The organism is Aeromonas media (assembly GCF_020423125.1).
Lineage (GTDB): Bacteria > Pseudomonadota > Gammaproteobacteria > Enterobacterales > Aeromonadaceae > Aeromonas > Aeromonas media.
Map to the genome: position 1 here is coordinate 1,591,286 of NZ_CP075564.1, position 18,773 is coordinate 1,610,058.

Annotated in this window: 18 protein-coding genes and 3 tRNA genes; 10 read left to right on the forward strand and 11 right to left on the reverse strand. The window is 61.7% G+C overall.

Annotated elements, in window-relative coordinates; translation table 11 throughout:
- The first annotated feature begins 72 nt into the window (after positions 1-72).
- The 7 genes from uvrC (at position 73) to KI797_RS07495 (ending at position 5,669) form a co-directional block, all read left to right on the forward strand.
- Complete coding sequence (gene uvrC, locus KI797_RS07465; RefSeq protein ID WP_226172327.1) at positions 73-1,926, forward strand: excinuclease ABC subunit UvrC; 1,854 nt, start codon at positions 73-75, stop codon at positions 1,924-1,926.
- Between the two features lie 293 nt (positions 1,927-2,219).
- Positions 2,220-2,774 (forward strand): CDP-diacylglycerol--glycerol-3-phosphate 3-phosphatidyltransferase, encoded by a 555-nt coding sequence (pgsA, locus tag KI797_RS07470; protein ID WP_041206001.1) that lies wholly within the window; start codon positions 2,220-2,222, stop codon positions 2,772-2,774.
- Positions 2,775-2,954: 180 nt separating this feature from the next.
- A tRNA-Gly gene (locus tag KI797_RS07475) sits at positions 2,955-3,030 on the forward strand.
- Positions 3,031-3,065: 35 nt separating this feature from the next.
- Positions 3,066-3,139: transfer RNA gene (locus KI797_RS07480), tRNA-Cys, on the forward strand.
- Between the two features lie 40 nt (positions 3,140-3,179).
- Positions 3,180-3,266 (forward strand) — tRNA-Leu (locus tag KI797_RS07485).
- Between the two features lie 731 nt (positions 3,267-3,997).
- The gene (locus KI797_RS07490) at positions 3,998-4,705 is read left to right on the forward strand and encodes an Ig-like domain-containing protein (protein ID WP_226172330.1); all 708 of its coding nucleotides are present in this window, start codon (positions 3,998-4,000) and stop codon (positions 4,703-4,705) included.
- Between the two features lie 340 nt (positions 4,706-5,045).
- Positions 5,046-5,669 carry a glutathione S-transferase family protein gene (locus KI797_RS07495; protein WP_226172333.1) on the forward strand — a complete coding sequence of 208 codons (624 nt, stop codon included), beginning with the start codon at positions 5,046-5,048 and terminating at the stop codon, positions 5,667-5,669.
- Positions 5,670-5,870: 201 nt separating this feature from the next.
- On the opposite strand, the gene KI797_RS07500 is transcribed toward KI797_RS07495, so the two are convergent.
- The 4 genes from KI797_RS07500 to KI797_RS07515 all read right to left on the reverse strand — a co-directional run bounded on the left by KI797_RS07500 (position 5,871) and on the right by KI797_RS07515 (position 8,164).
- Positions 5,871-6,119 (reverse strand): GlsB/YeaQ/YmgE family stress response membrane protein, encoded by a 249-nt coding sequence (locus KI797_RS07500; protein ID WP_042649749.1) that lies wholly within the window; start codon positions 6,117-6,119, stop codon positions 5,871-5,873.
- Between the two features lie 119 nt (positions 6,120-6,238).
- The gene (gene lpxH, locus KI797_RS07505) at positions 6,239-6,967 is read right to left on the reverse strand and encodes a UDP-2,3-diacylglucosamine diphosphatase (protein ID WP_226172336.1); all 729 of its coding nucleotides are present in this window, start codon (positions 6,965-6,967) and stop codon (positions 6,239-6,241) included.
- Positions 6,964-7,677 (reverse strand): DUF4269 domain-containing protein, encoded by a 714-nt coding sequence (locus KI797_RS07510; RefSeq protein WP_226172339.1) that lies wholly within the window; start codon positions 7,675-7,677, stop codon positions 6,964-6,966. The genes lpxH and KI797_RS07510 overlap by 4 nt, the downstream gene beginning before the upstream one ends.
- Positions 7,667-8,164 carry a peptidylprolyl isomerase gene (locus KI797_RS07515; protein WP_005330899.1) on the reverse strand — a complete coding sequence of 166 codons (498 nt, stop codon included), beginning with the start codon at positions 8,162-8,164 and terminating at the stop codon, positions 7,667-7,669. The genes KI797_RS07510 and KI797_RS07515 overlap by 11 nt, the downstream gene beginning before the upstream one ends.
- A 190-nt stretch (positions 8,165-8,354) precedes the next feature.
- Here KI797_RS07515 and cysS point away from each other — a divergent pair, with 190 nt between their 5' ends.
- The gene (gene cysS, locus KI797_RS07520; protein WP_226172342.1) at positions 8,355-9,731 is read left to right on the forward strand and encodes a cysteine--tRNA ligase; all 1,377 of its coding nucleotides are present in this window, start codon (positions 8,355-8,357) and stop codon (positions 9,729-9,731) included.
- 785 nt (positions 9,732-10,516) lie between these two features.
- Here the strand turns inward: cysS and KI797_RS07525 are convergent.
- Positions 10,517-10,876, reverse strand: a complete 360-nt coding sequence (locus KI797_RS07525) for a P-loop NTPase family protein (RefSeq protein ID WP_226172345.1) — start codon at positions 10,874-10,876, stop codon at positions 10,517-10,519.
- Positions 10,877-12,435: 1,559 nt separating this feature from the next.
- Between KI797_RS07525 and KI797_RS07530 the strand changes: the two genes are divergently transcribed.
- Positions 12,436-13,449, forward strand: coding sequence for a GGDEF domain-containing protein (locus KI797_RS07530; protein ID WP_226172348.1), 1,014 nt, complete (start codon positions 12,436-12,438; stop codon positions 13,447-13,449).
- Between the two features lie 131 nt (positions 13,450-13,580).
- Positions 13,581-13,868: a hypothetical protein gene (locus KI797_RS07535; protein ID WP_226172352.1), complete on the forward strand. Its 288-nt coding sequence runs from the start codon at positions 13,581-13,583 to the stop codon at positions 13,866-13,868.
- A 111-nt stretch (positions 13,869-13,979) separates the two neighbouring features.
- Here the strand turns inward: KI797_RS07535 and KI797_RS07540 are convergent, their stop codons facing one another.
- From KI797_RS07540 to KI797_RS07565, 6 genes are all read right to left on the reverse strand, one after another.
- On the reverse strand, positions 13,980-14,258 hold the full coding sequence (locus KI797_RS07540) for a hypothetical protein (RefSeq protein ID WP_042648950.1): 279 nt from the start codon (positions 14,256-14,258) through the stop codon (positions 13,980-13,982).
- A 252-nt stretch (positions 14,259-14,510) separates the two neighbouring features.
- Positions 14,511-15,263: a substrate-binding periplasmic protein gene (locus KI797_RS07545; RefSeq protein ID WP_005328035.1), complete on the reverse strand. Its 753-nt coding sequence runs from the start codon at positions 15,261-15,263 to the stop codon at positions 14,511-14,513.
- A gap of 195 nt (positions 15,264-15,458) precedes the next feature.
- Positions 15,459-15,956: a GDYXXLXY domain-containing protein gene (locus tag KI797_RS07550; protein WP_218409126.1), complete on the reverse strand. Its 498-nt coding sequence runs from the start codon at positions 15,954-15,956 to the stop codon at positions 15,459-15,461.
- 106 nt (positions 15,957-16,062) lie between these two features.
- Positions 16,063-17,070, reverse strand: a complete 1,008-nt coding sequence (locus KI797_RS07555; protein WP_226172354.1) for a DUF4401 domain-containing protein — start codon at positions 17,068-17,070, stop codon at positions 16,063-16,065.
- Complete coding sequence (locus tag KI797_RS07560) at positions 17,063-18,001, reverse strand: DUF2157 domain-containing protein (RefSeq protein WP_226172355.1); 939 nt, start codon at positions 17,999-18,001, stop codon at positions 17,063-17,065. Before KI797_RS07560 ends, KI797_RS07555 begins: the two co-directional genes overlap by 8 nt.
- Positions 18,002-18,201: 200 nt before the next feature.
- Positions 18,202-18,759 (reverse strand): TMEM165/GDT1 family protein, encoded by a 558-nt coding sequence (locus tag KI797_RS07565; protein WP_041205993.1) that lies wholly within the window; start codon positions 18,757-18,759, stop codon positions 18,202-18,204.
- Positions 18,760-18,773 lie beyond the last annotated feature (14 nt).

Genomic DNA, 18,773 nt, shown 5'->3' on the forward strand with positions numbered 1-18,773 from the left:
TTTTGCTTTTTGCCGCACCGGCGCAGTATGCTTTCCCCGTCTTTTTGCATTCATCCGTGAGTCGAGTTGCCGATGACCTTTTCTTCCGAGCCCCATTTTGACAGCAAGGCATTCTTGAGCGCCGTTACCCACCAGAGCGGCGTCTACCGCATGTACGACGGCGGCGGTACCGTCATCTACGTGGGCAAGGCCAAGGATCTGAAAAAGCGGCTCGCCTCCTACTTTCGCACCAATGTCGACAGCATCAAGACCCGCACCCTGGTGCGCCAGATAGCCGACATCCAGGTCACGGTCACCCACACAGAGACAGAGGCGCTGATCCTCGAGCACAACCTCATCAAGCAGTACCAGCCGCGCTACAACGTGCTGCTGCGGGATGACAAGTCCTACCCCTGGATCATCATCACGGCGCACCAGCACCCGCGCATCGGTGTGCATCGCGGTGCCCGCAAGATCAAGGGGGAGTACTTCGGCCCTTACCCCTCCGGTGGTGCGGTGCGCGAGAGCCTGCACCTGATGCAGAAGATTTTCCCGGTGCGCCAGTGCGAAGACGCAGTCTACGCCAACCGCAGCCGCCCCTGTCTGCTCTACCAGCTAAAGCGCTGCGCCGGCCCCTGCGTGGCGGGGCTGGTGAGTGAGACCGAATATGCCCAGCAGGTGGAGCTGGCCAAGCTGTTCCTCGCGGGCAAGAACCAGCAGGTGATAGGAGAGCTGGTCGGCAAGATGGAGTCCGCCAGCGGCGATCTGCGCTTCGAGGAGGCGGCCCGCTACCGGGATCAGATCCAGGCCCTGCGCCGGGTCACCGAGCAGCAGTCGGTGAGCGGCAACGTGCTGGACGAGCTCGACGTGGTGGGGGTGGCCTTCGAACAGGGAACCGCCTGCATCCACGTGCTCTTCATCCGCCAGGGCAAGGTGCTGGGCTCGCGCAGCTACTTCCCGAAAGTGCCGGCCGATACCCCCCTCGACGAAGTGGTGCAATCCTTCCTGCTGCAGTTCTATCTGTCGGGGCAGGGGGGGCGGCAGATCCCGAGCGAGGTGCTGCTGGACGTGGCGCTGGAGGATGAGAGCGTGATCGCGCAGACCCTGAGCCAGACCGCCGGCTACAAGGTGCGGGTGCAGAGCCGTACCCGCGCCGAGCGGGCGCGCTTTATCAAGCTAGCCTCCATCAATGCGCAGACCGCGCTGCGCTCGCGCCTCGCCCACAAGAGCACCATCACCGCCCGCTACGACCAGCTGGAGGAGCTGCTGGAGCTGGAGCGTCCCATCGCCCGCATGGAGTGCTTCGATATCTCCCACACCATGGGGGAGCGCACCGTGGCCTCCTGTGTGGTGTTCAACCGGGAGGGACCGCTCAGCTCCGAGTATCGGCGCTTCAATATCGACGGCATCACCGGCGGGGATGACTACGCCGCCATGGAGCAGGCGCTGGAGCGGCGCTTCGGCAAGCAGCAGGAGCCGGACAAGGTGCCTGACGTGCTGTTTATCGATGGTGGTCTCGGCCAGTTGCGCCGCGCCGAGGAGATCCTGGCGCGCCAGCTGGAGTTTCTCGGTGGCAAATACCCGCTGCTGGTGGGCATCGCCAAGGGGGTGACCCGCAAGGCGGGGCTGGAGACCCTTATCCTGGGGGAGAGCCACGAAGAGCTGCACCTGCCGGCAGATATGCCCGCTTTGCACCTCATTCAGCACATTCGCGATGAATCCCACCGTTTTGCCATCACAGGCCACCGCGCGAGACGGGCGAAAGCCCGCACCACCAGTACCCTGGAGGATATCCCGGGGGTGGGGCCCAAGCGGCGGCAGGCGCTGCTCAAATATCTGGGCGGCTTGCAGGAAGTAAAGAAGGCAGGGGTAGACGAGCTCGCCAAGGTGCCCGGCATCAGCCAGGAGCTTGCCCAGTCCATCCATGACGCCCTGCACTCGCTCTAACCCTGAATAAACAGGCTTCTTCCGGGCTGGCGGCGTTCGGTGCAATCGGATATCCGGCATCAGTCAGGAGCGGGTCTGACCAGGGCAACCCAGAGTGGCTTGCAGTTGATGTGGATCCCGCAAACCGGCTCCGGCCGCACAAGAGCCGTGACGCAGGGGGCCCGCAAATGCCATAATGGCATGCATCCTGAGGTTATTGACGGATTAATATACCAAGGCGGGCGCCTGTCCGGTTGCAACGGTGATCGGCTTGGGGCTACCATGTAGCGGCATACAAGAAGTGGCTGAAAATAATGACAAATATTCCTAACCTGCTGACGTTTTTTCGGATTTTGCTCATCCCCGTCTTCGTCATCCTGTTCTACCTTCCCTATCAGTGGTCCTACCTGGCGGCCGCGCTTGTCTTCATCCTGGCGGCCGCGACCGACTGGTTTGATGGTTATCTCGCCCGCAAGCTGAACCAGTCCACCGCCTTCGGCGCCTTCCTCGATCCTGTTGCCGACAAGATCATGGTGGCCGCGGCCCTGGTGGTCATCGTCGAACACTACAACACCATCTGGGTCACCATCCCGGCCATGACCATGATTGGCCGCGAGATCATCATCTCCGCCCTGCGCGAATGGATGGCTGAGCTCGGCAAGCGCTCCTCGGTGGCGGTTAGCTGGATTGGCAAGTGGAAGACCATGATCCAGATGGTGTCGCTGACCGGGCTCATCTGGCAGTACGACATCTGGATGGTGTGGCTCTCCTACGTGCTGCTCTATGTCGCCACCGTGCTGACGTTCTGGTCCATGTTCCAGTACATGAAGGCCGCTTGGGGCGATCTGACCTACCACTCCCGCTTCTAGTCTGCCCATGGGCAAATGGTTGTTTCCTTGTCGTTGGGGCCGGGAAACGGCCATGAGTGGCAAAATGTGGGGGAAGGGCAAAAAATGCCCGAACGATCAGCGTATTAAATGTTTTTGGTTGACTGGACGAGGAACATCGCTAGAATGCGTTCTCGTAGTCAGGCAGTCAGCCAGACCAATGCGGGAATAGCTCAGTTGGTAGAGCACGACCTTGCCAAGGTCGGGGTCGCGAGTTCGAGTCTCGTTTCCCGCTCCAAATTCAGACAATCGAGAGCCAACTCTCTTTTGCATGGCGCGTTAGCAAAGCGGTTATGCAGCGGATTGCAAATCCGTTTAGTCCGGTTCGACTCCGGAACGTGCCTCCATATTGACAAGCCCGTACGCGGACTTGATACCGATTGCGGTGCCTGAGTGGTGAAATCGGTAGACACAAGGGATTTAAAATCCCTCGACGTTCGCGTCGTGCCGGTTCGATTCCGGCCTCAGGCACCATTAAAATCAAAGACTTACGAAGGCCGCTAGCGATAGTGGCCTTTTTGTTTTTGCGTCAATACCCACACTTGGTCCACACGACCTTATTTCGGCAGGTATGCCCGCCTTACTCCCCGTAGCTCCCGAAGCCCAGCCGTAGCCAAGGGTCAATGTCGAGTCGATGGGGGGTTACAATCTGGATTAACGGTCCGGGCCTCTGCTCATCGGGCTGGCCCTGTGGTGGACACGACCGCGTGATCCCGCCGCCATCCTCGAGCCGGTGGCACCCTCATCTCGTTTTCGCCCCATCTGGGGCTATCCAATGCAATATCGTCGGAAGAGATGGTTGGATAGAAGAAAAAATACTTAGACGTCGGCTGCGAACTTGGCATGGGGAATGGAGCCTTATTCGAGGCTGTGCCTGCTTGCCATTGCCTACGGCTCTTGCCGCTGTCTCGATCCCGCCTGCTCCCACCGAATCAAATTGATAGCATGCAACTGCCGTGGCTGGGCCACGATTTCACTGGAAAAAGGGGGGATTCGGTTGGCTAGGAGGGCATCAGCAACCGATTGTTGAGCGGGTTCGTTATGTCCGGATAGCCTCATTTTTTGCGCCATCCCTTGCGCGCGCAGCGGCGGAAGCTGTCGTACGCTTGGCGCTTTATCACCAAGGAACCTCTCGATTGAACTTCAACAAAGCCAGACCAGACGGGGACGAAAATTGAACGAACACAAACCTGAAGGAATCCATTATGAGTGTGCTCAAGATGAGATACGTGCTCCTCAGCACGTGGACGCTGTTTTTAGGTGGCTGTGATACCGAAACCATGGTGCCCGTGCCCAGTGGGAGCGGCGGAGGTAATGGAACAGACACAGCACAGATCACCAGCCTGCAAGTCACCCCCTCGGAGAGCCGTATCCCGGCAGGATTACAACAACAACTGATTGCCCAGGTCACCCTGAGCGATGGCTCGACCGCGGAGGCCGCAGCCGATGTGACCGTGAACTGGAGCAGCAGTGATGCCAGCATTGCCACCGTCGACGAGACGGGGCGTGCCACTGCCGTGGGGGCCGGGATAGCCAGCATCAAAGCTACAGGGACCGGGAATGGCAGGGTCTTTGAGGCAAGCGCCAAACTGGAGGTGACAGATGCCGTTGTCTCCGATCTGACCCTTACCCCGGCGATCGCCACCAGCATGCCGCCCTCGGCATCACAACCGATAGTCATGACCGTCTTTGCCGCCAAGGCGACGCTCTCCGATGGCAGCATGATCGATCTGACCTACAACCCGGCCCTGAGCTGGAGCAGCAGTGATGAGGCCGTCGCCACCGTCAGCAACACGATCGGCAGTAAAGGGGTCGCGACCGCCGTCGGCGCGGGGGCCACCACTGTCAGCGCGAGCGGGATGCTCAATGGGCAGAACTTCTCTGCCACCGCAGACTTGACCGTGACCCCGTGACTGGCGTTGTGGTAACGGGTAATCGTCTACCAGTGTGACCATGACGGCAGGGCGCCGGCTCTGCCACTCTTTTCCCTCATCCTCCCTGTGTCACCTCGCGTTACCGGGCCCCGCCTGTACCAAGGGGGCACTGCTGATGCGCTCCGCCCATCATTCCATCCTGCTCACTGGGTCCCCCAAGGTTTCGTGGTGCTTGCCAAGGCATGGCCGGGCCAAGCAACGGCGTCATGACGTGGATGGCGATGACGGACAGAAATGGGTGCCACGGCCGTCGCTTTCTCCCTTGACCGGTACGGTGTGCTTCATGGAAGCTCGATCTTTTCCACGGGAGGGCGAAGCGATGTTACGGATCTTGGGCAAGGCGTCGTCAATCAATGTGCGCAAGGTGTTGTGGACCTGCGCCGAGCTGGATCTCCCTTTCGAGCGGGAGGAGCGGGGGAGCGGTTTCCAGTCCACCCGGAGCGCCAAGTTTCTGACGTTGAATCCCAACGGGATGGTGCCGGTCATGAGAGATGGGGACTTCTCCCTGTGGGAATCGAACAGCATCATCCGATATCTGGCGACGCGCTATGGTGACGGCGCGCTCTATCCCGCCGAGGCGCGGGCAAGGGCCAGGGTCGATCAATGGATGGATTGGCAGTCGTCGGACTTGAACCGCGCCTGGAGCTACGCCTTCATGTCGCTGGTGAGGCTCTCCTCCGCCCATCAGGACAGCCAGGCGATCGAGGCGAGTTGTGCCGAGTGGTCCAGGTACATGCAGATCCTGAATAGGCAACTCGAGGTCACTGGCGGCTATGTGGCCGGGAGCCGCTTCTCGCTGGCGGACATTCCCATCGGCCTGTCGGTGAATCGCTGGTTCCATACACCCTTCGAGCGCCCGCCACTCGCGGCGGTGAGCGATTACTACGTGCGTTTGAGCCATCACCCCGGCTTCTGTCTGTATGGCAATAACGGGATGCCATAAGCGGCAGTGCAAGATCGGCCGCAGTGCCGTACCTGCCAACCTCGATTGGTCAGCGCCTCGCGCCAGAACCCCGGGCTGGGCGACTTGCCCTGTTAGGGGGCGTCGTGGCGAAAGGCGCGGCTCGCCCATAAAAAAATCCGAAACCCAATGTTTCGGATCCTGGCCCGCGAGGGGCGTACACGGGGTGTGTCGGGAGGCAGGTCAGCTGCGGATCTTGTTGTAGACAAACAGCACGATCAAGGCACCGACGGTGGCGATGAGGATGCTCGGCAGGTTGAAGCCGGTCACCGTTCCCATGCCGAGCAGAGTGCCGACATAGCCCCCCACCATGGCGCCGACGACCCCCAGGATCACCGTCATGAAGAAACCGCCCCCATCCTTGCCCGGCATGATCCACTTGGCCAGGATGCCGACGATCAATCCCAATACCACCCAGGTCAGAAATCCCATCATCTCGTCCTCATGTGTGTGCACAGACACAGAGTATATGCAGGGTTCAGTGTTGCCTCCTGCCCAAAGAGGGGGACGTAAGCAGTCATAAGGGCACCCTTATCTCCGCTGACAAGGCGTCACTCGGGGAAAGGATGGCTCTCGAGCCGCTGGCCCTGCGGGGAGCAGCTCAGCACCGATCCCTGCTCGAACCAGTCCCCCAGCACGATGCGCCGCGCCGGCGTGCCGTCCAGCATGAAGTCATGGACGGCGGGCCTGTGGGTGTGGCCGTGGATCATCAGGCGGCAGCCGTGTTGGCGCAGCAGGGCATCGACCGCCGCCGGGGTCACGTCCATGATGGTCTGGGGCTTGCCGGCATTCTCCATCTGGCTCTGGCCCCGCATCTTGCTGGCGATGATCTGGCGGCGGGTGAGCGGCAGGCGCAGGAAGAGCCAGCGCAGCCATTTCTGCTGGGTGATGCGGCGAAACTTCTGATAGCCGAGATCCAGGGTGCAGAGTAGATCCCCGTGGCTCAGCAGCACCCGCTGCCCGTAGAGATCGATGACGCAGGGGTCGCCGAGCAGCGTCATGCCCGCCCGCTTGGCAAAGGCCTTTCCCAGCAGGAAGTCGCGGTTGCCGTGGATGAAGTAGATGGGCACGTTCTGCCGGCTCAGGGCCAGGAAGGCCTCGGCCACCTGCTGGTGGAGCGGGTTGGGATCGTCGTCGCCAATCCAGAACTCGAACAGATCACCCAGCACATAGAGGGCATCGGCCTTGGGGGCATCGCGCTCGAGAAAGCGCACCAGTGCGGCTGTCATGTCGGGCCGCTGGGCACAGAGGTGAAGGTCACTGATAAAAAGGGTGCTCATGATGTGGGATGAGTGCTCTTGATGGGATCCGGGCAAAGGGGGGCAGGGGAGCCTGCCGGCGTGGGCGAGTCGCTCAGGGATCGTGCCTGCCAGTGGAGCTCGGCAAGGTTGCGCCCCTCCAGGGTCAGCAGCGCGGCGTAAGGATCGCCGCAAAGCCCTAGCAGACGACAGATGGCGGCCTCTCCTTTGAGTCCTTCCCCGAGGCGAAGACGCAGCACGGCCTGATGGAAGTCGTGGCCAAAGTGCCCCAGCAGGGCGGCCATCAGGCTGAGGTGACGCCAGCCGTTGAGCGTCTCAAGCCGGGCCGGGGTGACATAGAGCTCCACCGGCCAGCGCGCCTGGTCCGGGCCGGTCAGGGTCTGCTCCATCAGCCACACCTGGTTCCCCTTGCCCCTGACCGTCCAGCCCTGCTCACGCAAGAGGGCGGCGAGGCGCGCGGGCTCAGGGTGCTGGCAGAGGATGTCGAGATCGCTGCCGGGCAGGTCGAGCCCGATGGCGACCGTGCTCACCAGGGCCAGGTCCTGGCACAGGCGCCCCAGCGTATCCCACACACCACTGCTTAGCAGGGCGTGGGCGGAGCGCTGGCGGGGATTGCCCCGGGCCAGATAGTCGAGGCGGCGCCAGTTGGCAGGGGTGGCCTGCGCAGATGGAAAAACTGCGGCCGGGGCCGCAGTTTCATCGCTACGCAGTAGAAAACAATCAGTCAGCAAGGGTGACCTTGGTGATGACCACGTCTTCAACCGGTACGTCCTGGTGCATGCGGCCTGAGTTGCCGGTCTTGACGCCCTTGATCTTGTTGACCACGTCCATGCCAGCGGTGACTTCACCGAACACGCAGTAGCCGAAGCCCTGGGTGGTGGCGGACTTGAAGTCCAGGAAGTCGTTGTTGTTCACGTTGATGAAGAACTGGGCGCTGGCGGAGTGCGGCTCGCTGGTGCGGGCCATGGCGATGGTGCCAATCTTGTTGGACAGGCCGTTGGCCGCCTCGTTCTTGATGGGGGCGCGGGTCTCTTTCTCTTCAAAGCCAGGAGCATAGCCGCCGCCCTGGATCATGAAGCCGTCGATGACGCGGTGGAAGATGGTGTTGTCGTAGTGACCGTCACGGCAGTATTGCAGGAAGTTGGCCACGGTCTCGGGGGCTTTTTCCGCGTTCAGGGTCAGAGTGATGTCGCCGTGGTTGGTGTGCAGAGTAACCATGATATGTCCTTTCATTTGATGCGGGCGATGAAGTGCCCGCAGGTGTATGGCATAAAGTGGTGGCAATTCTAGCCCATCGAGGGGCTGCGGCATAGATGGCATGGGGGATCCGGCGCTTTTTCTGCCTCGTTTTCTCCACCGGATGCGGTTAGAATGTCAGACCATTTTACTCACAGGCAGTGGTCATAAGATGCTGAAGATATACAACACACTCACTCGTCAAAAAGAAGAATTCAAACCTATCCACCCGGGCAAGGTGGGCATGTATGTGTGTGGCGTCACTATCTACGATCACTGTCATATCGGCCACGGCCGCACCTTCGTCTCCTTCGACGTGGTGGCCCGCTACCTGCGTTACGCCGGTTACGATCTCACCTATGTGCGCAACATCACCGACGTGGACGACAAGATCATCAAGCGCGCCGCCGAGACCCAGGTCACCTGCGACGATCTTACCGAGCGCCTGATCGGCGACATGCACCAGGACTTCGACGCCCTCGGCATGCTGCGCCCTGACATCGAACCCCGCGCCACCCAGCACATTGGTGAAATCATCGCTCTGGTCGAAACCCTGCTGGAAAAAGAGCACGCCTACGTGGCGGAAAATGGCGACGTCATGTTCATCGTCGAGTCCTTCGCCGACTACGGCAAGCTCTCCGGCCAGGATCTGGAGCAGTTGCAGGCCGGCGCCCGGGTCGACGTGGTCGAAGCCAAGCGCAACCCCCTGGACTTCGTGCTGTGGAAGATGTCCAAGCCCGGCGAGCCGACCTGGGACAGCCCCTGGGGCCCGGGTCGCCCCGGCTGGCACATCGAGTGCTCCGCCATGAACTCCAAGCACCTTGGCAACCACTTCGACATCCACGGCGGCGGCTCGGATCTGCAGTTCCCCCACCACGAGAACGAGATCGCCCAGTCCTGCTGCGCCCACGGTGGCGACTACGTCAACACCTGGATGCACAGCGGCATGGTGATGGTGGACAAGGAGAAGATGTCCAAGTCCCTTGGCAACTTCTTCACCATCCGCGACGTCTTGGCCCATTTTGACGCCGAAACCGTGCGTTACTTCCTGATGTCCGGCCACTACCGCAGCCAGCTCAACTACTCGGAAGATAACTTGAAGCAGGCCCGCGCCGCCCTGGAGCGGATGTACACCGCCCTGCGCGACCTGCCGGTGGCCGCCGCCGCCGGTGGCGACGAGCAGGTGGCCCGCTTTGTCGATGCCATGGACGACGACTTCAACACCCCGGAAGCCTACTCCGCCCTGTTCGATCTGGTGCGCGAGATCAACCGCCAGAAGGCCGAAGACATCGCTGTCGCCGCTGGCCTGGGTGCCCGCCTGCGAGAACTCGGCGCCGTGCTCGGCATACTGCAGCAGGATCCGGACGCCTTCCTCAAGGGCAATGAAGCCGACGACGAAGTGGCCGAGATCGAGCAACTGATCGCCCAGCGCAACCAGGCCCGCGCCGACAAGAACTGGGCCGCCGCCGACGCCGCCCGCAACCGTCTCACCGAGATGGGAATCGTGCTGGAAGACAGCGCCGGCAAGACCAGCTGGCGCCGTGCCTGAGGCTGGTGGCGCTGCTCGCGCCAACCGGTTGAGCCAATAAAAAAACCGCAGCCCAAGGGCTGCGGTTTTTGTTTGTGCCTTTTCCCTCGACACCTCTCAAGCCTCTGCGCTCTGATCCCCTCTCCCCTTGCGGGAGAGGGCCAGGGTGAGGGGAGCTAACGTCATTCCTCGGCTGAATGCCGTCCAACGCCTTAATGGCATGGCTTCGCCATGCAGGACGCGAGGGCGGTGCCCTCGAAGGGATTTCGCCGCCGCTACGTGGCTTGGCGAGTGACTTTTGAAAGACCGCTCTCTTTGGCAAATAACACCAAAAGTCTTTTCCCCCGGCAAACCGCCCGCTTCGCGGGTTCCCTCGTCTCGTCCAACGGGTCGGACGGAGCGCCGCAGACGGCACTTTGGCCTACACCATCCCTGGCTTCGGCCAAAGCCCGCTTCGAACCTCCCTGTTCTCGCGCCAAATCGGGGTCGAGCAGTGCTCGCCCTGACCCGATTTGGCCCCTATGCCGACTGCGGCTGCGCCATCATCCCTGATGGCGCTCCTGACCCGTTGAACTCGACTCGGAGGTTTGCAGGGGGACCAATACTGTGCCTGCCCTTCATATTTCATATTGGCCGCCTATCCGCCGCAGGGGGAGAGCAGTGCAGGGGGTTGACGAAATAGCGTTTTGGTTTGGGTACGAGAGTGTTTGGGGGAATAGAAATAAAAACCGCAGCTCAAGGCTGCGGTTTTTTAAAGCGTAATGTTAAATATATTATCTTTTGTAAGTTTTGACCAAAAGCCTGCTTTAATGCTTTTTGGATTTTTGTAATAAATTAATTTTTTGTCTATCAAGACCTGCTTTACCATATCTATAACATAAGTAGTTAGATATATCTTGCTCATGAGTGGATATGATCACTTGTCGATCTCTGAACTCAACTCTAAGCAAGTCACTCAGCGATGCTATATTTATTTCATCCATGCATTGCGTAGGGTCATCTATAAATAAGAATGCTGTTTTTGCATACTTCTTATTTAATGCTAAGAATAATGATAACGATAAAGCACTAATTTGCCCGCTACTCATGGATAGAGCTGCATCGTGATGGAAATCTTTTGTGGTGAAAAAATTCATAGTCGCATTTTTTCGCTCTCCTTCAGGCATGTCAATGAAAATTCCTAGGGAAAGTGCGAACAAGTATCCCACGAACAAAAAATGAAAATTTTAGTCATTTAATATCAATGGGTTACCAGTAAATGCTCTCGTGCCATATGACTTATTCGCACCTTCCCTAGCATGAGTATTACCTTCAGATAATATTTTTATTACATGGTAGAGGGCTACTTTCCCTTGATAAACGAATCCACTCCAAGCAGGGATCGCACTGCTATTTACCACTTGCGGTGTTACGTTTGACAATTTTGTATGTCTCCAAATAACTTCTACGAATGAGCTCTTAAATTAATAAATAAGTAAGAAATTCTAGAAATAACATTTTGTCACAGTGTGATTTTCACTTTCGGACATTCTATATAAAGCTATCTCCCAATAGGGATGCGAGCTGCTTGCTGCTGTACTCGCAATGATTTTTTCACCTATGCAACTATATCGATGATGCCTGTTGCATAGGTGTGGCAATCTGATTTCGCCATGGGGTGGGCGAGGGGCCGGATCAGAGATAACAACCCTCCCGATCATTGTCACGAATACATTGGGTTCGGTTAACTGGCCTCGGAGTTGAGGATTCAGGTTTTTTGCCCCCTTTTGTTCGCCGAGGTGAGCCCGTTTGTCCAGGCCGCGAGGCAGGACGCCGAGCGAGTGCCGCTGGGCCAGGGATGGCCCATCGGCGCGTGCCGTGGGACAAACGGGTGAACCGAGGGAACCCGACGCAGGAGGGCGAACAAGTGGGGGAGAAGACCTTTGGTGACTTTGGGTCTTTCCAAAGTCACTCGCCAAGCCGCGCAGCGGCGGCGAAACCCCGTCGAGGGCAGCGCCCTCGTGTCCTGCATGGCGAAGCCATGCCATTCAGGCGTGGAGCGATATTCCACCAAGCAATGGCGTTACCGACCCCTCACCCTAACCCTCTCCCGCAAGGGGAGAGGGAATTGGTACCGTGGTGCAATGCGCTGTGCTTATTGCACCCTACCCCTCACCCGCAAGGGGAGAGGGGATTGTTACCGTGGACGATTACGCTTCGCTAATCGACCCTACAGGTTTATTGGCACCCAATGCCTCTCCCCCAAGGGGCGAGGGGACGATTACCGCGGACGATTACGCTTCGCTAATCGACCCTACTCGACCCTACTTGTCCCGGGGCCGACGGAAACCCCGTCGAGGGGGGATCCCTCGCCCCTCGCCGAGGTGCGGGATGCCGGGCTGGCATCCGTCAGGGACGCTACCGCCTGACTGCGGCTGCCAGAGTGCGTCGTGAACCGCCGTCAGGAGGGGGGGGGCCAACGGGCACCCACTCCCATCCTACGGAGCCGACGGGGCCCGATCCACGGATATTGCTGACTCAACTGTCAGAATCGACAGGTTTTTTGCGCTGGTTCAAAGTTACGGCCGCATGCCAAGGGCGGGGCGAGGCGTCAGACCGTGGCGGTGGGCGCGCCAAAGTGTGAACGGGGTGGTATTTCCCCGGCCTACCCCTTTCTCGCACTTGTCTGGCGTGTCCCGGGTTGGCTAAGGTGGTCGCCCATCACATGCAGGTAGTGGAGAGAGGCATGGACAAGATATTGCAGACCCTGTCGGAGCGGGTCACGGCGGCGCGGGATCTGGAGAGCCTGACCCGGCCCCTGCTGGAAATGCTCGAGGCGGTGACCGGGTTGGAGTCGACCTATCTCACCGAGATCGATGTCGGGCAGAGCACCCAGCATATCCGCTATGCCCGCAACGTGGCCGGGCTGCAGATCCCGGAGGGGGCGGCGGTGGACTGGAGCGATACCCTGTGCCGGCGGGCCATCGATGAGGGGCGCTTGTTTACCGACAACGTCACCGAGTGCTGGGGGGATTCACAAGCGGCCAGGGCCATGGGCATTCGCACCTATCTGAGCAGCCCGGTGCGCACCCCTTCGGGGTTACTCTACGGCACCCTGTGTGGCGCCAGCGCCGAGCAAAAACCCCTGGTAGCCGGCTCCGAGGAGCTGGTTGCCTTCTTCGCGAGGCTCATCGCCGAGCATGTGGAGCGAGAACAATTGCTGCTGCAGTTGCAGCGGGCCAACGACGAGCTGTCACGCCAGGCGCTCTGCGATCCCCTGACCGGGCTGCCGAACCGCCGGGCCCTGATGCAGGAGCTGACCCGGCTGTTCTCCCTCTCGGATCGGGCCGGACACCCTGTGCTCATCGCCTTTATCGATCTCGATGGCTTCAAGCAGATCAACGACATCCACGGTCACGAGGCGGGGGATCGGCTGCTGACCACCATGGCGCGTCAACTGGGGTCGGCCCTGCGCCGTGGCGACATGTTGGCGCGGATGGGGGGCGATGAGTTCGTCGTCGTGGGCATGGGCCCGATCCCGGGGGAGGAGACGCTCGAGGCGGCGGTACAACGCTTCCGACATCGGCTGTTCGAGCACAGCGTGCTGCAGTTGCCGATCAAGTCCCGGGTGCTGCACTACCCCGGGGCCAGCGTGGGAGTGGTGGCGGTCGATCCTGCGCACACCAGCGTGGACGAGGCCCTGCGCCAGGCCGATGCGAGCATGTATGAAGTCAAGCGCCAGCGCCGCGCGCTGGGGTGACGGGAACCTTGCATCCAGGGCGCCCCGGCCCATGGGAATGAGGCCAGGCGCCGCGCCCTTGATGCCGCGCATTGTTGCCCCCGCGCCCGGGATGCTAGGATGCGTCTCCCTCAACACAGGCACCCTCTACCATGGCAAACCGCGTTATCGGCCAGCTCCGCGCCCTGGCGGCGAAAGTGGCCACCCTCTTTGCGGAACTTTCGGAGTTTCAGCAGCGTATCTGGGTGGTCAGCATCATCAAGGACGCCTACACCGATACCTTCATCGTCAACGAGGGCAGTTTCGAGGAGCCCATGCAGTGGATGCACCGCAAGGGCTACAGCGCCGAGATGCTGGCCCGGGTCGATGCCATGGCGCGATCCCAGGTGGTCCAGCTGGAGTTTGGCGGGCAGCTCCACCGCCTGATGCGGGTCAAATGATGCGGCTCAAATAAGGGGCGCCGCCATGGCGTCCCTCTTTGCCCGACGGGCCCCGGCAATCCGGGCCCTGGCTCTGCGGCCTGATGGCGACCTCCCGGTGAGCCTGCTGAGCTATGACTTCTCGGTGGTGCGCTCCGGTTTTAACGCCCCCGAGTAGACGCAGATAGCGGAGTTGTAACTGTTGTAGGCGACGGCGTAGTTGAAGTCGCAGAAATAGGCCGGGTGCTTGGTGGCCACGGTGTCACCCGCCTTGCATTTGTCCTGCATCCCCTCCACCAGAGAGTCATTGTTGGCGCCGAGACAGGCCTTGCCCGTGGTCTTGTCGCCGCCGCACGCCATCAACAGGGCGCACACCGAGACACCCATCAACCACTTCACTGTTTTATGCATGTTCAGTCCTGATATGTCCAAACAAAGTGCCATCTGCACCGGGAGAGTGGGGCCAACAGGCTCCCGGCACCATTTTACGGAGCCGGGACGCTCCGCGTCACCCCTTGTGGTGACCAGCGTCTGACATTCCATGGTGTTTGTGAGGGAGTCAGCGACCGCCGAGGCGGGGAGCGGCCGAGAAGGGCGTGGCGGGCATGCCAGGCCCAGAAAAAGGGAGGAGCCCATCCCGGCTCCTTGTCGTGGCGCTGAGCGTCAGGGGATCGGGAAGTACTTGTGCTGGATCCGCTGGAACTCGCTGCTGGCCAGCACCTGGGTCAGGCCGTGCTGGAACTCCTTGACCAGGGCATCGTCCACCGGATGGCTGAAGGCGAAGCAGAACTGCTCCGAACTCAGCACCCAGCGCACCTCGAACTGGGCGGGATCCAGCTGCTGGGCCTGGATGAGATCCATCAAGGTGGCCTTGTTGCTGGAAATGAGGTCGACCCGGCCCGAGGTGAGCATCCGCAGGGCCTGGGGTAGGCGGTTGGCGGTCATTATCTTCTGCTCGTCGAAGCCGTTGTTGAGCAGCAACTGCTCACCCACGTCGGCACGCACGGCGCCTATGGTGTGCTGCTGGGCATCCTCCAGCCGGGTGAGCTTGAGGGGATGGCTGGCCAGCCCCATCAGCACGATTTCGGCATAGCCGATGGGGCAGGCCCACTTGAACAGGGGATCCCGCGCCTCGGTGCGGGCGGTGGCGAAGAGCACCACGTTGGGCTTCTGGGTCAGCAGGTAGTAGCCCCGGGCCCAGGGGAGGATGCTGATCGCCTGGGGCGGGGTGCCCGTCTTCTGCCACACCAGGTGCAGCAGCTCGATGGCAAAGCCGCTGGGGGTGCCATCTTCTCCGGTGAAGTTATAGGGTTTGTACTCTTCGCTGAGGTAATGCAGCTTGCCAAGGGCCGGGCTGGCGCTGGCCTTTCCCATCTCCCCCGGCCCGCCCCAGAGTGTCGCCAGCAGGGCGGCCATGCCCGTGATGGTGCCCCCGAGCGTGCGTGTGATCCCTGGCATCCCTGTTCTCATCCTGACCGTCCTGCTGCCGAGTGCCCAGCTTCAAGTGTTGTCAAGCCACGGGGTTTCGCCACCCGAGGGGGCGAACAACTGCGGCTGCCCCCCGGGTGCGGCGCAAGAGGAGAGGCGGGAATGCGCTCCCCGGATGGCGCATCACCAGGCCGGACGGGTGTGGCCGATGGGCTTGAGCGCCTCGTCCCGCAGGCCGACCAGCAGGGTTCCGCCGTCCGGTTGCAGCCGGAATTCGCCATAGCGCGCCTGCTCGTACTGTTCGCCCGTCCCCTCCTCGAAGAAGAAGGCATCCGGCCCTATCCGCCACTGGCCTTGCTGCCAGCGGGCCAGCAGCAGCCGCTCGTCCGGGGCCAGGGCGTCGGTTCTGCCCCCTTCCACCCGCTGTGCCACTTGTTGCTCATCGAGGCGGATAACCAGGGTCTGGGTGGCGGCGCCCTCCTGGTGCGGACTCCCCAACTGGCGGGCGAGGGCGTAGCTCAGGCGCATGTAGTCCCCCTGCATCAGGGAGCGGGGATCGACCGGGGCCAGCTCCAGCAGCACGGTCTCGCCGCTGCTGATGGCGTGCTCGAAACGCCAGACGGTGACATTGATGCCCACCAGAATGGCGAGGCCGGTCAGAAAGAAACCAAGACGTCTCATGAGGGGATACTCCCATCCAGGTGTTTGAGCCCTTGGTCATCGCGCTGCGACAGGGGACCGGAGCCCGGCTGTGTGGCGAGGCCGGTCAGCAAAAGGGCAAAGCGTTTCATGAGGCGATCTCCTTGCCGAGGATTTTCAACAGCTGGCGGGTGCCGAGCAGCAGGGCCCCCGAGCCCAGCAGCAGCCAGGATTTGGTCATCAGGGTCAGCCCGAGATCGTAGTAATAGAGAGAGCCAAAGCCGAGCAGCAGCAGGCCGGCCAGGGTCATGAGCCCGAGACTGCCGGCATAGAATCCAAGCACCAGCACCAGAGCGCCGGCCCCCATGCCGGGGATGAGGGCACTGATCACCACCAGCGGCAGGCCATACAGCAGTGGCAGCTTGAGGCGGATCATGACGGCGAGCAGCAGGGCGGCGCAGAGCAGGGGATTGAGCATAAGCGGCAGGCGGGAGTGGCCCAGCTCGTCGAGCACGCTGGTGCCGCCGTCCCACAGGGGATGATGCAGTCGCCCCAGCACCAGCAGGGAGAGTGCCAGCCCCAGGGTGAGGGATTCATAGAGCGAGTGGCGTTCTGGGTCGCGCTCGGCCCAAAGCCAGCAGAAGGTGAGGGCGGCCATCACCAGCGGCAGGGCCAGCAGTTGCAGGCCGAGACAGGCGAGCCCCATGGTCAGCAGGATGGCGGCGGCGAAGCTGTGGAACAGGCGAACCAGCCAGTGCTCGAACAGGGCGGCGATGGCCAGCGACAGCAGGGCCAATCCCAGCCAGAGCGGGGCCGAGTGGGGGTCAATCTGGTCGATGAGGCCATAGAGCAGCCAGGCATCGGCCGCGAGCGCGAGCGCCAGCACGAACTGATCCCAGAGATCGCTACGCCGGGCCAGGCGGTTGAGGCCGAGGGCGGCGGCCATCAGCAGGGTGCCCATGACAAGAGCGTGGTTTGGCTCGCGGATCAGGCTCTCGAAGGCCATGAACAGGAAGAACAGCAGGAAGAGGGCGGCCAGCCAGCCCACCATGCCGAGCAGGAAACGGCTCGACCAGTGAGGCTGCTCGTCCCGGGGGGCGTCGCCCTCCACCAGATGGGCGGCCCGCAGCCTCTCCCAAGGGCTCAGTTCAGACATGTTGCCTCCGTTGCTGTTGCAGCCAGCGGCTGGCCATCACCGACAGACCTATGGCGATGAGGGATAACAGCAAAAAGCCGTTCATGTCCGGCTCCATCCACTTGCCCAGCGCCGCGAGAGTGACGGCGATAAGGCTCAGACATCCCATGGCGAGCCCGGCGATGAATCTGTGGTGCCAGCGCAGGTAGGCGGCGCCGAGCCAGGCGAGCCAGGCAGGCCAGACCCAGGGGGAGGCAGCATCGAACAGTGCCAGCAGGGCCAGCAGGGTGACCCCGAGCCCGGCGGCCAGCCCCGGGAGCCAGGAGGGCATGAGCCCCAGACGCGCGGGGGCCAGGATGAGCAGACCCCAGAGGGCGGCGTTGAGCAGGGTCAGGCACCAGCCGAGGGCCTCCTCATCGAAGGAGAAGAAGAGATCGATGAGGCCGAGGCGCCAGTAGAGCACCAGGGCCAGCTGGCCGAGCAGCCAGGCGAGGGTCCAGAGCAGGGGGCTTCTGCCGAGCGCCGCCAGGGGCAGCAGCAACAGGGCCCAGGTGGCGAAGAGCTGCCAGGGATCGGCGCCGGTCTGGTAGGTCTGACCCACCAGGGCCAGCAGGGCGCCTATGTTGAGGGCCAGGGCCAGCAGCAGGGCCTGGCGCGGGGTATTGGCCAGGGGCTTGCGCCAGAGCACCAGCAGCATGGCGAGCAGGGGCAGCTCCAGCAGGGCGAGGCGTGAGAGACGGCCCAGCGCCTGCCAGTTGAAGGCGACGAAGAACACCAGGCCCGCCCCCAGGCAGAGGCAGCCGAGCCAGAGCAGCAGCCTGTCGAACAACCACTGCCAGCGCACCGGGGCCGGGGGCAGATCGCAGAGGGCGAGGGCGGCGGGCAATGACTCCCGGGGGAGACGACCGCGTCTGACCCAGTCGAGCAAGGTCTGTCTTGAGGTGACGTGCATGGGGGCTCCTGAAGCCGTCGTGCCTGAATGGTAAGGCATTATGGCACGGCGCTGCGCCCCGGGGCAGACCCCGCTGGCGCTGAAGCGACAGGGGCAGGGGCAACAAAAAAGCCCCGACCGGGAGGAGGGGGCTGGCATGACGGGTAGACGGGGATATGGATGGGTGCTCACGCCCATCCTATCCCCTCGTTGCTGGCGCGTCAGACGAAGATCAGGGTGCTGGCGCCCAGACCCACGAAGAGGATGGCGCAGGCGATGCGGATCCCCTTGAGGGGCAGCTTGTCGGCCCCCAGCTTGCCAAGCAGCACCACGGGTACGTTGGCCAGCATCATGCCGATGGTCGTGCCGGTGATGACTTGAGTCAGGGAGTCGTACTTGGCCGCCAGCAGCACAGTGGCTATCTGGGTCTTGTCGCCGATTTCGGCGATGAAGAACAGCACGAAGGTGGCCATGAAGGGGCCGTATTTGTCGAGGGAACTCTCTTCATCGTCCATCTTGTCCGGCACCAGGATCCAGACTGCCATGGCGATGAAGGCACCGGCGACCAGCCAGGTCATCACCTTGGGATCCATCCAGCGACTGATGAACTCCCCTATCCAGGCGGCACCCGCATGGTTGAGCAGGGTGGCGACCAGCATGCCGGCGATGATGGGCCAGGGTTTGCGAAAACGACAGATGAGCAGCAATGCCAGGAGCTGGGTCTTGTCGCCGATCTCGGCGATGGCCACGCTCAGGGTTGAGGTTAACAAGGCTTCCATAAATATGACCGGGG